Below are 13,031 nucleotides of genomic sequence, written 5' to 3' on the forward strand. Positions count from 1 at the left end.
TATCCTCCCAACCGTCCGAGGGACGGGTCTATATCATTAATAGTCAGAGCCGGATATCAAAGTGATTGAATCCATCATCATAGAATTGTCCTACTGTTATTTCAGGTCCGGTTAACCCAACTATTGTATCAAAAATCACACTGCCAAGCTACAATCTTCGGTATATTAACAACTCTGGAATATTTAAATGTTATACTCTAATTGTATTTTTTAGAAAATGGACATCGCTCAGGTTCAAGCATAAAATACCCGTATAGCTTTTTTTGGAAAATATAGTCAAGATACACCAAGGGAGTTGAATCTAACGAATGAAGGGCATCATCCTGGCTGGAGGCAGCGGAACACGACTTTACCCGTTGACTCTGGTAACAAGCAAGCAGCTACTTCCTATATACGACAAACCTATGATTTATTACCCGCTTTCTACCCTGATGTTGGCAGGGATTAAAGATATATTGATTATCTCAACTCCCGAGGACACACCTAGATTTTCAGACCTTCTTGGAGACGGCTCCCAGTTCGGAATTTCATTACATTATGCAGTTCAGCCCAATCCCGATGGATTGGCACAGGCATTTATATTGGGCAAGTCTTTCATCGGAAGCGATTCAGTCGCCATGATTTTGGGAGATAACATTTATTACGGAAACGGATTCCGAAAAATTTTACGGCAGGTTGCCGAGAAAACGCGCGGAGCTACCATATTCGGGTATCATGTGCCAGATCCCTCACGCTTCGGCGTTGTTGAATTTGGCGAGGACGGCCGAGTCCTCAGCATCGAAGAAAAGCCCGAGCAGCCCAAGTCGAACTATGCGGTTACGGGGCTGTATTTTTACGATAACCGGGTTGTCTCGATTGCGAGCAGCGTCAAACCGTCCAAGCGGGGCGAACTGGAAATCACTTCGGTCAACGAGGAGTATTTGCGGCTGGGCGAGCTGGATGTGGAGCTGCTGGGACGGGGCTTTACGTGGCTGGATACCGGCACGCATCAGAGTCTGGTGGACGCGACCAATTTTGTCCGAACGATCGAGGACCATCAGGGTATCAAAATCGCCGCCCCCGAGGAAATTGCATATATTAACGGGTGGATTACCGAGGATCAGCTGCTGGCCTGCGGCGAGAAGCTGAGCAAAACCGGCTACGGTCAGTATTTGATCAAGGTGGCCACCGGCAGAATCAAATATTAATGCGGAAAGAGTGAAATAGATGAAATTCACCAAAACGAATCTGGAAGGCGTACTGATCGTTGAGCCTGCCGTGTTCGGCGACCATCGCGGATGGTTCATGGAAACCTACAGCCAGGCGAAATTTCTGGAGCAGGGGATCGACCTGACCTTTGTTCAGGACAATCAATCCTACTCGGCGGTTAAAGGCACGCTGCGCGGACTCCATTACCAGCTGAACCCGAAAGCGCAGACGAAGCTCGTCCGGTGCACGCGCGGCGTCATTTATGATGTCGCTGTCGATATCCGGAAAGGCAGCCCTACCTACGGCCAGTGGTTCGGCATCGAGCTGAGCGCGGAGAACAAGAAGCAGCTGCTGATCCCCAAAGGCTTCGCCCACGGCTTCATGACGCTCACCGAGGACGTCGAGGTTCAGTACAAATGCGACGAGCTGTACGCGCCGGATTGCGACGGAGGCATTCTGTGGAACGACCCGGACATCGGGGTAAAGTGGCCGATCGATGTGGTGCCGGTGCTGTCGGCCAAAGACGAGAAGGCGCCGTTGCTTAAGGATACGAACCTCAATTTCGTATACAACGCTTAAGTCCCTGCCCTGCGGTGACGGAATGCCAAATTAAGCTTTTCCTTTAAAAATAGAACCTCCATTCCGCCTCAGTGCGGTTTGGAGGTTCTTACTATTTGGTAGGGCTGGCTTATGTCCGAGACTGCTAGCCCCCGTTCTTACTTGCCCTCGTCCGTGAACCGGAACGACTGAAACGTCCGATCCAGCATCGCTTGCTGCACCTCCGTCGCGTTCGCATCGCCCAGCGTGGCGGTTAACGTATACACGATATCCTCGCGGCTGAAGACGAAGACCCGGATGTGCGAAGGAATGCCGTTCTTGGTTTGCCGCACGGTCACTTCCACCGCCGGTACTCCGGCAAAGGTTGTCTCCCGCTCCTGTTCGATGAACGGACCCTGCGGGTCGCCGGCCGCATTCCGGTAAAATTCTTTAAGCTGATTAACGGTATACTCCATCGAGCCTTCGGGCAGAACCGCGATCTGGAATCTGCCGCCGGTGAACCGGTAATCCACGGACTGCATGTCGAATACGCCCTGATACGGTGTCCACAACCGAGGCATGTCGATGGAGTAGCCGTAGATTTTTGATGTTTTGGTTACGGTTTTATTTTTCAGCGAGGGATAGTCATCCTGCTCCAGGCGGCCGAAGTTCTCTTTAACGGTGTCAAAATCAATCTTCAGCGAGGCGAGAACCGCCGCGAACTTCGCCTGATCTTCGTCCTGCCCCGCCGCAGCGTATTCTGTATAGTAGCGGTAGCCGTTCTTTAACAGCAGCGTCTGGTAAACCGTCATCCACCCGCCGCCGTCATTATAACGGACTTTCCGCACCCTCGCCGGAACACCGGATATCTCCGCATCCGTAATCTTCTGCTCGCTGTAGGCTTCCTGGACAAAAAGCTCCGCATCCTTCTGGCGCAGCTCCTCTTCCCAGCTGTCCAGCGTCGAAGCCGGCGGCGCCGAGCTGATATTCAGCTTCAGATAGCTGCCGTCTTTACTCTCATAGACGAGATGACGGTTGTCCAAGCTCCATCCGGCGGGGACTTCAAGCGAAATGCCGTAATCGTCACTGCCGGCAGAGCGCATACCATTTAGAACCGTGGACAGATCCCGAATCGAGCGGTCCTTCTCGTCGAAAGACGGGCGGAACGAATTCAGCAGCCCGGCGTACTTGGCAAAATCTTTATAATTCTCGGCACGGTCATCCGTCAAATACAGCTTATACAATCGCCCGTTGGCGTAATAAGCGCGGCCTTCCCATAAAGCCCCGGAAGGGTCCTTGCTGACAATGCGGGCATAGGGAATGGCAGCCTTCGGAAAAACCTCCCGGTCCAGCACGACCTCGCCGCCGTCCTCGGAGCTGCGCACAAGCTGATCCAGCAGGTCGTCTGCGTCCGAGGCCGCTTCCTGCGTCGTCACATGTACCTCCAGATAATAGGCGTTGTCGGCGCTCATGAACGAAGACACGCCCTCCTCGCCGCCGCTGTCGCCGATGATCAGCCCGGCCGGATATTGCATGCTCCACTCCTCGTAGCTGTTGCCGACCTTCGTCTTGCCCGCTTCGCTGTCGATGCCCCCCTCCGGCAGGCTGCCATCTCCCGAATTTGCCGAATTTGCGGCAGGGAGCGCCACAACGATACTTCCCCCGCTTCCGGCCGACACCTTCGCACCGATGACCCCGGCGGCAAAGCGCAGCGGAACCATAAGAACCCCGTTCACCATGCGCGGAGGAGCGGCCAACTTCACTTTCTGCCCGTCCCTCCAGGCAGTCGTCCCGCCGATCGTCATTGCGCCTGTATGCGGACCAAAGGTCACTTTGACAACATTATCTTTTGCGAGCGAGACGCCGCTGCCGAATGCTTTTTTGAACACCCCGAGCGGGACCAGGACACTCCCATTCTCGGAAAAAGGCGGGGGGATGACGATACTCTGTCCATTCGCTTTGGCCTGCTTGCTACCCACTTTCAGCGTCAGCATAAGCTTCTCTTTCTCCGCCGCCCCTGCATCGTTCACTGGCAGCATGGCCAGTATAATCAGCGCCGCGAGCGCGGCATGCAGAACTTTCAAGCACATTTTGTTCATATCGGCTCTCCCCGCTTTCGCTTCCCGTTACTCTTCCGTTTCATCATCTGCGCTGCCGCCGTCATCCGTACCCACGATCGGATCTCCCTCGCCCAGCACCAGCTTTCGCTGAACGATATCCCCTCCGCTCTGCATGAGCAGCTGTACAGTCTGTCCCGGGCGATAGCTTTTGAACAGCTCATTAATATCGACCGCCGAGGTCACGCGGTGCCCGTCGATACTGTACAACTCGTCGCCTTCGGCAATATCTGCCTTCCGCGCTGCCGCCGAGACCGCCTTGGTAACCGTCAGCGGGTCTTCCGCAGGCAGGCCGACAATGGAGGACCAGCTCTGCTGAAGCTCAAGCCCCAGGCTTGGACGCCTCACTTCACCGTAAGTGAACAGCTGCTTAATGATATAGCGAACCGTTTCCGCCGGAATCGCAAATCCCGTATTGTCCACACCGACCGCCGAATATTTCATGCTGACGATCCCGATGACTTTACCGTTCATATCGACAAGGGGACCGCCGCTGTTGCCCGGATTGATGGCGGCATCGCTCTGCAGAAGGCGGTATGAGGCATCGACCACCCGCCCGGAGCCGCTAACGACACCGACGGTGGCGGAATTGCGCAGCGCAAAAGACAAGGGCGCGCCGATGGCGACGACCTTTTCGCCCACTTTTACACTGGATGCTCCGGCCAGAGAGGCCGACTTTAGATGAGCCGCGTTGATTTTGAGAATCGCGATATCGCTGAGTTCATCCGCATAATAATCGGTGACGCTGTATGATTTGCCGTCTGATGTCACAACCGTGGCCTTTTGCATGGATTGGATCACATGCGCATTGGTGACGATCCAACCGCCGCTTGTAAGAATAACGCCCGAACCGTGCACTAGATTGTAGCGGTTGTCCAGCCCCGTATTTTTCCCGCCCTGGGCTTTGCCGATAATGCCGACGACGGACGGAGACACGCGTGCATAGATTTGCGGAACCGGGTCCGCGGCTTGCAGCACCGCCTTTTTAGAGGATGGGTTCACGGAGGCAGCCGCTGCGGACACGGGTACGCTTAAAGATAGGGCCAGTCCCACGGCAAGGCCGCACAGCAGCAAGCGCGAAGCTTGGTTTCGCATCATACTGAATCTTCCCATAGGTTTATCCCCTTTTTACTGTTCTGTATTATCGCTCGGCCGCCCCGCATCCGAAAAAAAAGACACCCTTACTCCCGCAAGCGGCAAAGGTGTCTTTCGGTAAACGAAACTTTTTTTCTGAATCATTCGTGAAAAACCGGTTCTTCAGCTCAGCCAATATTTAACCATGGCATAGTCGGAAATGAGAAAGACCAGCAGACTGACGACTCCAAAGGCAATCGCAAACTTGTTCTTCTGCGGGGCCCTGAGCAGCCGGATCACCCCGGTCGCTATGAGCACCGTGAACAAAATCATAAACACATCAAAGGTATGAAATCTGGACGCAGTTGCCGTAGCGGCTTCCGCAAGCAGCATAGCCCTACCTCCTCATCAGGATTGTCAAGCAGACCTGCCCGTCAGCCGCATAGTCCGCTCTTTTGCACCATGCCTTATCACCTCTATGTTACCGTTACCAAAGACGGCGCGCAATAGAATTTTTTCCAAAAACCTATGTACTTGTGACCACATTCATTGACACCCAATGCGCATATTTAATTCTCAAGGGGCCTGAAACGGGAAATCTATCAATCTTCTGCTTCTATCTATATCAACGGGTTTGTCCCTGTTTGAATCTTACGCGCTACGGCCCCGGCATATGCCTAGTTATTTATCAACGGAATCTGGAGATTCCATAAACAATTGTTATATGAGGTATACCTTACTTCACATACGGGAGGACGGACATTTGATACCATAAACTAATATCTCAGGGACCTCGTCGGATTTAGATCAGAAATGAGCGCGAATCAGGCGCAAACCGTCAAGGATTGAAGAAGGAGGCTGCAACAATGGCATACGAGCCGATCTGGACCAAAGAACCGGACAAACTGTCCAAATTCGAACTGGTCAAACTGGAAAAAGACGGACTGGACGTCATCCGTACCATTATTGAAAAATACGCGCTGGAGGGCTATGATTCCATTCCGGCCGATGATCTGGACCTGTTCAAATGGGCGGGCGTGTACCAGCAAAAGCCGAAGAACGGGCATTTTATGATGCGTGTCCGTATTAACTCCGGCATTATGACTTCCGCGCAGGCCCGAACGCTGGCCGATATTTCCCGGCTTTACGGCAGAGAGCTCGTCGATATTACAACCCGGCAGGCGATTCAGTTCCACTGGCTGACGGTGGAGAACTTCCCGGACATCTTTAAACGTCTCGATGCAGCTGGGTTATATTCGTTCGAAGCGTGCGGCGACTGCCCGCGCACCATTGTCGGCAATCCGCTTGCCGGAATCGACAAAGACGAACTGCTGGATACCAAAGCCCTTGTCGATGAAGTGAACAGCTTTTTCATGCTGAATCGCGACTTCTCCAACCTGCCGCGCAAGCTGAAAATGTCGATTTCCGCCAATCCGTATAACAACGCCCATGCCGAGATCAACGATTTGGCGTTTACGCCTGCCGTTAAGGAGATTGACGGTGAGGAATTCATCGGCTTCCATGTGATGGTCGGCGGCGGACTGTCCGCTAAGCCCCATCTGGCGCAGAAGCTGGATATCTTCGTCCGTCCGGATGAGGTGCTTAAAGTGGCAACGGGCGTCGCGACGATCTTCCGCGACTATGGATACCGTGAGAAACGGCATCATGCCCGGTTGAAATTCCTGATGGCCGATTGGGGCGCGGAGAAATTCAAGGACAAGCTGGTTGAACTGATCGGAGAGCTGCCTGCACGGGGCGAGGACAAAACCATCGGCTGGCAGGCCGCCTATTTCTACGGCGTGCAGCCGCAGCCCCAGCAGGGGCTGAATTATGTCGGCCTGAACGTTCCCGTAGGGCGGCTTAACGCCGATGAGCTGACGCAGCTGGCCGATCTGGCCGACGCGTATGGCGACGGACATATCCGGACGACGATGTCGCAGAACGCGATTCTCAGCGGCGTGCCTGACGACAAGGTCGACGAACTGCTGGCCGCTCCTCTGCTGAAGCGCCTGGCTCCTGCGCCGAAGCCTTTCATCAGCCGCACGGTGGCCTGCACCGGCAATGAGTTCTGCAGCCTGGCTCTGGTGGAGACGAAAAAACGGGCCGTTGCCATTGCCGAGTTCCTGGACGAACGTCTGGCACTCGATGAGAACGTGCGCTTTCATTTGATCGGCTGCCCGAATGCCTGCGGGCAGAAGCAGATCGCCGACATCGGGCTGCAGGGGGCTTTGTTGAAGACCCCTGAGGGCATGGTCGAAGCCTACGATATCGCCATCGGCGGTACGCTTGGCGGCGGCGCGCAAGGACCGGCCGCGAAGTTTGCACAGCCGCTTAAAGGGCGCGTCAAGGCGGACGAAGTGGCGGGCGTGATTGAGCAGCTTCTGCTGTTCTACAAGAGTGAGCGCGCTGCCGGCGAAGGTTTCCATGCTTTCGCTGAACGGGTTGGCCTGCCGGCCTTCCAGGACAAGCTTAGCTCCATCCTGGCCGCTCCAGCCTCTTGATGGATTAATACTTGGGCTACAAACAAATGACCTCAACCTCCACAGTCTCGTGGGGTTGAGGTCATTTTTGCGCTGTTCCCAGTTAATCCGCACACTCCGGGGACAGCCTCTGTTTTCTTATTTGAAACCCTCGTATGCTTAGTTCGCTTCCGCCGCCTGGAGCGTCAGCGCCTCCGTACGTTCCCGATCACGATGCAAAATCGGCTTCAAATACTTCCCGGTGTACGATTCCGGCACCTCGATGATTTTCTCCGGCGTCCCGGTTGCCACAACCGTTCCGCCGCCGCTTCCGCCTTCCGGCCCCATGTCGATGATATGATCCGCCGTCTTGATGACGTCCAGATTATGCTCAATGACAAGCACAGACTCGCCCGATTCGACCAGGCGGTGCAGCACTTCCAGAAGACGGCCGATATCGTCGACATGCAGTCCGGTCGTCGGCTCGTCCAGAATGTACAGCGTCTTGCCCGTGCTCCGGCGGTACAGCTCAGACGCGAGCTTTACACGCTGGGCTTCCCCGCCGGAAAGGGTTGTTCCCGGCTGGCCAAGCTTGATATAGCCGAGGCCGACATCCAGAAGCGTCTGCAGCTTGCGGTGAATCTTCGGTATGTTCTGGAAAAATTCCGTTCCGTCCTCCACCGTCATCTCCAGCACATCAGAAATGTTCTTCCCTTTGTACTTAACTTCCAGCGTTTCGCGGTTGTAACGTTTGCCCTTGCAGACTTCGCATGGAACATAGACGTCCGGCAGGAAGTGCATCTCGATCTTGATAATGCCATCGCCCCGGCAGGCTTCGCAGCGGCCGCCTTTGACGTTGAAGCTGAAGCGGCCCTTTTGATAGCCTCTGATCTTCGCTTCATTCGTCTTGGCAAACAAGTCGCGGATATCGTCGAACACCCCGGTATACGTTGCCGGATTGGATCTCGGCGTACGCCCGATCGGTGATTGGTCGATATCGATGACCTTGTCCAGCAGGTCCAGGCCGCGAATTTCTTTATGCTGGCCCGGACGCACCTTAACCGCTTTGTTCAGCTCCCTGGCCAGACTCTTGTACAGAATTTCGTTGACCAGCGACGACTTGCCGGAGCCGGACACGCCCGTTACCGCCGTGAAGACGCCGAGCGGAATTTTGACGTTCACATTTTTGAGGTTGTTTTCCTTCGCGCCCCGGATTTCCAGCCAGCGCCCGTCGGTCTCGCGCCGCTTGGAGGTAACCGGAATGAACTTGCGTCCGCTGAGATACTCGCCGGTCAGCGAGTTCGGATCGTTCATGATTTCCTCCGGCGTTCCCTGGGCGATCACCCGGCCGCCGTGGATGCCCGCTCCCGGGCCGATGTCGATGATATAATCCGACGCCAGCATCGTATCCTCGTCATGCTCGACGACGATCAGCGTGTTGCCGAGATCACGCATATGCGCGAGCGTCGAGATCAGCCGGTCATTGTCCCTCTGGTGCAGGCCGATGCTCGGCTCGTCCAGGATATACAGCACGCCCATGAGGCTGGAGCCGATCTGTGTCGCCAGCCGGATACGCTGGGCCTCCCCGCCGGACAGCGTACCGGCCGAACGGCTGAGCGTTAAATAATCGAGGCCGACATTGACGAGGAACCCGAGACGGCTGCTGATTTCCTTGAGGATAAGATTGGCGATAGCCGCTTCTTTCTCGTTTAGCGAAAGTTCGCCGAAGAAGCGCTGGCCATCCCCGATCGACAGATCGGTGACGTCGGCGATGTTCTTGCCGCCCACCGTCACGCCCAGGATTTCACGTTTCAGCCGTTTACCTTTGCATACGGGGCATGGCTTGGCGCTCATAAAGCCTTCGATAAATTCCCGGATGCCATCTGATGCGGTCTCCCGGTAGCGGCGCTGAAGGTTCGGGATAATGCCTTCGAAGGGAACGAGCGCCTCCTTCCGCTGCCCGAAGTCGTTCTCATAGCGGAAGCGGATCTTCTCGCTGCCCGTGCCGTTCAGCAGCTTGTTCATATGCTCAGGCGACAGCTCGCTGACCGGGACATCCTGGGGAATATGAAAATGCTCGCAGACCGATTTCAGAAACTGCGGGTAATAGTTCGACGTGCTGCCGGTCCAAGCCAAAAAAGCGCCGTCTTCAATCGATTTCTCCGGTTCCGGTACAAGCAGATCGGGATCGACGACCATTTGCGCTCCGAGCCCGTCGCATTCCGGGCAAGCCCCAAATGGACTGTTAAAGGAGAACATGCGAGGGGCCAGCTCTTCCATGCTAAAGCCGCAGATCGGGCAGGCAAAGTTGGAGCTGAACAACAGCTCCTCCTGTCCGATGATGTCGACGAGGATTTTCCCGCCTGATAGCTTCAGGGCCGTCTCAATCGAATCCGAAAGCCGCGATTCAATATCATCCTTGATAACGATCCGGTCAACCACAACCTCGATCGTATGCTTCTTGTTCTTCTCAAGCTCGATATCCTCGGATAAATCACGCAGCTCGCCGTCCACACGTACGCGTACGAAGCCCTGCTTCGAAATGTCCGCAAACAGGCTCTTGTGTTCGCCTTTGCGGCCCGAAATGACCGGGGCGAGAATCTGCAATCTTGTCTTCTCCGGATACTGCATGATCCGGTCGACCATCTGCTCCACCGTCTGTGACGTGATCTCTATGCCGTGGTCCGGGCAGTGAGGATGTCCGACCCGTGCGAACAATAGCCGCAGATAATCGTAAATTTCCGTCACCGTCCCCACGGTGGAACGCGGGTTGCGGCTCGTCGTCTTCTGGTCGATGGAAATAGCCGGGGACAAGCCGTCGATGGAATCGACATCCGGCTTCTCCATTTGGCCGAGGAACTGGCGCGCGTAAGCCGACAGCGACTCCACATACCGGCGCTGCCCTTCGGCATAGATGGTATCGAAGGCCAGCGACGACTTGCCGGAGCCGCTCAGACCCGTCAGGACGACAAACCGGTCGCGCGGTATCGTCACGTCAATATTTTTGAGGTTATGCGCCCTCGCGCCTTTGATGACTATGTTTTCGTTCGCCAACGGTATGTCCTCCTTAATATGTGGTGCTTGCCCTCCCAAACCCTCCTAGAGGGAGGGCCCCAAGGGCTCCGCCCTCTGGACACCCGCAAAGTTTGACGGGGGAGGGAGGTTGGCTCTTTTTAGATGCTTCTGTGCGGGAAGCCGCTTATCCCTGCGGGACCGCTCGAACGTTTGCGCTCGCGAGAGTGAGTGGGTTTAGTGCGACTGACTGCAAGGACCGCTCTCCCTACGGGATACGCTTTTCGTTAGCGGTTCGAGCGTTTATTTCCACTGCCTGCAAGGATCGCTCTCCCTGCAGGATTCGCTTTACGTTAGCGGTTCGAGCGTTTATTTCCACTGCCTGCAAGGACTGCTCTTCCTGCAGGATTCGTTTTACGTTAGCGGTTCGAGCGTTTACTGCCATCAACCTGCTTGGACCGCTCTCCCTGCGGGATACGCTTCAGCCCTGCTCGAATCTTTGCGCCACGGCAAAAAGCACGAAGAACGGCCTAAGGATTAGCGCCGTTCGAGAAAATGCACATGCTATCGTGATGCCAGGCTTCTCTTGTGTTTACTCGGCCCGCAGCTCCAGCAAGGCGTCGCGCAGCTCGGCGGCGCGCTCGAACTGGAGGTTCTTCGCTGCTTCCTTCATTTCAGCTTCAAGCCGCTGCATCAAGCTCTGACGTTCTTTCTTGCTCATCTTGCCGCCTGCGCCGGTCAGGTAGTCCGCCTTGGATTCGGCAACCTTCGTCGCCTCGATAACGTCCCGCACTCTCTTGCGGATCGTCTGCGGCGTAATGCCGTGCTGCTCGTTATAGGCGATCTGGATGGACCGGCGCCGCTGGGTCTCGGTAATCGCTTTGTCCATGGACTCCGTGATATGGTCGCCGTACATGAGCACCTTGCCTTCCGAGTTGCGGGCGGCGCGTCCGATCGTCTGGATCAGCGATCGCTCGGAGCGCAGGAAGCCTTCCTTGTCGGCGTCGAGGATGGCGACCAGCGAGACCTCCGGAAGATCCAGTCCTTCTCTTAACAAGTTAATACCCACGAGAACGTGAAACGTACCGAGCCGCAGGTCGCGCAGAATCGCGATCCGCTCCAGTGTCTTGATGTCGGAATGCAGATATCGCACCTTGATCCCGATTTCTTTCAGGTAATCGGTGAGGTCTTCCGACATCTTCTTCGTCAGCGTCGTAATCAGCACGCGCTCGTCGCGGTCAAGCCGCTCGCGGATTTCACCGATCAGATCGTCGATCTGCCCTTCCGTCGGACGCACCTCGATGATAGGGTCGAGCAGGCCGGTCGGCCGGATAATCTGCTCCACCATCGTGTCGCATTTCTCCAGTTCGTATGGACCGGGCGTAGCCGAGACGTAGACGATCTGCTTGACCTTCTCCTCGAATTCCTCGAATCTCAGCGGCCGGTTGTCGAGGGCGGACGGCAGACGGAAGCCGTGCTCTACCAGCACGGTCTTGCGTGCCTGGTCACCGTTATACATCGCCCGGATTTGCGGAAGCGTCACATGCGACTCGTCGATGACGATCAGCATGTCGTCCGGGAAATAATCCAGCAGCGTATAAGGAGTCGCCCCGCGCTCGCGAAAGGTCAGCGGTCCGGAATAGTTCTCGATGCCGGAGCAGAAACCGACCTCCTTCATCATCTCAATGTCGTAGCGGGTCCGCTGCTCCAGCCGCTGCGCTTCCAGCAGCTTGCCGGCGTCACGCAGTACGGCCAGACGTTCTTCCAGCTCCCTCTCGATGTTGACCAGAGCAAGGCGCATCGTCTCTTCCTGCGTAACAAAGTGGGAAGCCGGAAAAATGGCGACATGCTCCCGCTCCCCGATCAGCTCCCCGGTAAGCACATCGATCTCGGTAATCCGCTCGATTTCGTCGCCGAACAGCTCGACGCGAATCGCATGCTCCCCTTGCGAAGCGGGAAAAATCTCGACCACGTCGCCGCGCACCCGAAACGTGCCGCGCACGAAATTGATGTCGTTCCGCTGATACTGGATATCCACCAGCCGGCTTAAGATCTGATTCCGCGGCTTCTCCATCCCCACCCGAAGCGACAGCAGCAGACTGCCGTACTCCTGCGGCGAACCGAGGCCGTAAATGCAGGACACGCTCGCAACGATAATGACATCCCTTCGTTCGAACAGCGAACTCGTAGCGGAGTGGCGGAGCTTGTCGATCTCCTCATTGATGCTGGAATCCTTCTCAATATAAGTATCCGAAGACGGGATATAGGCCTCCGGCTGGTAGTAGTCGTAATAACTCACGAAATAATCGACCGAGTTCTGCGGAAAAAACTCCTTGAATTCACTCGCCAGCTGAGCCGCTAGCGTCTTGTTATGCGCAATGACCAGCGTAGGCCGGTTCACCTTGGCGATCATCTGCGCAATGGTAAACGTCTTGCCCGTACCCGTCGCTCCCAGCAGGGTCTGGTGCTTCATGCCCGCGCTTAGGCCTTCCACCAATTCTCCGATGGCGCGGGGCTGATCGCCCTGGGGTGTGTACTCGGACTCCAACTGGAAAGTCTTCGTACTGACGACAATATCATTCATTTGCCCGTCTCCCCCTTAATCGTCTAAAATATATGAATATATTAAACCATTCTTATCTCA

The 13,031-nt window shown here is 55.6% G+C and carries 8 protein-coding genes; 3 read left to right on the forward strand and 5 right to left on the reverse strand.

Annotated elements, in window-relative coordinates; translation table 11 throughout:
* Nucleotides 1–308 precede the first annotated feature (308 nt).
* Both rfbA and rfbC read left to right on the forward strand, forming a co-directional pair.
* Nucleotides 309–1,187: a glucose-1-phosphate thymidylyltransferase RfbA gene (rfbA, locus tag PSAB_RS22095; protein WP_025336733.1), complete on the forward strand. Its 879-nt coding sequence runs from the start codon at nucleotides 309–311 to the stop codon at nucleotides 1,185–1,187.
* Nucleotides 1,188–1,206: 19 nt separating this feature from the next.
* Complete coding sequence (rfbC, locus tag PSAB_RS22100; RefSeq protein ID WP_025336734.1) at nucleotides 1,207–1,767, forward strand: dTDP-4-dehydrorhamnose 3,5-epimerase; 561 nt, start codon at nucleotides 1,207–1,209, stop codon at nucleotides 1,765–1,767.
* Nucleotides 1,768–1,904: 137 nt separating this feature from the next.
* On the opposite strand, the gene PSAB_RS22105 is transcribed toward rfbC, so the two are convergent.
* From PSAB_RS22105 to PSAB_RS22115, 3 genes are all read right to left on the reverse strand, one after another.
* On the reverse strand, nucleotides 1,905–3,824 hold the full coding sequence (locus tag PSAB_RS22105) for a stalk domain-containing protein (RefSeq protein ID WP_025336735.1): 1,920 nt from the start codon (nucleotides 3,822–3,824) through the stop codon (nucleotides 1,905–1,907).
* Nucleotides 3,825–3,851: 27 nt separating this feature from the next.
* Nucleotides 3,852–4,955 carry a S1C family serine protease gene (locus PSAB_RS22110; RefSeq protein WP_144240566.1) on the reverse strand — a complete coding sequence of 368 codons (1,104 nt, stop codon included), beginning with the start codon at nucleotides 4,953–4,955 and terminating at the stop codon, nucleotides 3,852–3,854.
* A 144-nt stretch (nucleotides 4,956–5,099) separates the two neighbouring features.
* Nucleotides 5,100–5,309 (reverse strand): hypothetical protein, encoded by a 210-nt coding sequence (locus PSAB_RS22115; protein ID WP_025336737.1) that lies wholly within the window; start codon nucleotides 5,307–5,309, stop codon nucleotides 5,100–5,102.
* Nucleotides 5,310–5,782: 473 nt separating this feature from the next.
* Between PSAB_RS22115 and PSAB_RS22120 the strand changes: the two genes are divergently transcribed.
* On the forward strand, nucleotides 5,783–7,417 hold the full coding sequence (locus PSAB_RS22120; protein ID WP_025336738.1) for a nitrite/sulfite reductase: 1,635 nt from the start codon (nucleotides 5,783–5,785) through the stop codon (nucleotides 7,415–7,417).
* Nucleotides 7,418–7,555: 138 nt separating this feature from the next.
* Here the strand turns inward: PSAB_RS22120 and uvrA are convergent, their stop codons facing one another.
* Complete coding sequence (gene uvrA, locus PSAB_RS22125) at nucleotides 7,556–10,429, reverse strand: excinuclease ABC subunit UvrA (protein WP_025336739.1); 2,874 nt, start codon at nucleotides 10,427–10,429, stop codon at nucleotides 7,556–7,558.
* Nucleotides 10,430–10,979: 550 nt separating this feature from the next.
* A complete protein-coding gene (gene uvrB, locus PSAB_RS22130; protein WP_025336740.1) occupies nucleotides 10,980–12,971 on the reverse strand; it encodes an excinuclease ABC subunit UvrB in 1,992 nt (663 codons plus the stop codon).
* Between the last annotated feature and the right edge of the window lie 60 nt (nucleotides 12,972–13,031).

It is taken from the genome of Paenibacillus sabinae T27 (genome assembly GCF_000612505.1).
GTDB lineage: Bacteria > Bacillota > Bacilli > Paenibacillales > Paenibacillaceae > Paenibacillus_AQ > Paenibacillus_AQ sabinae.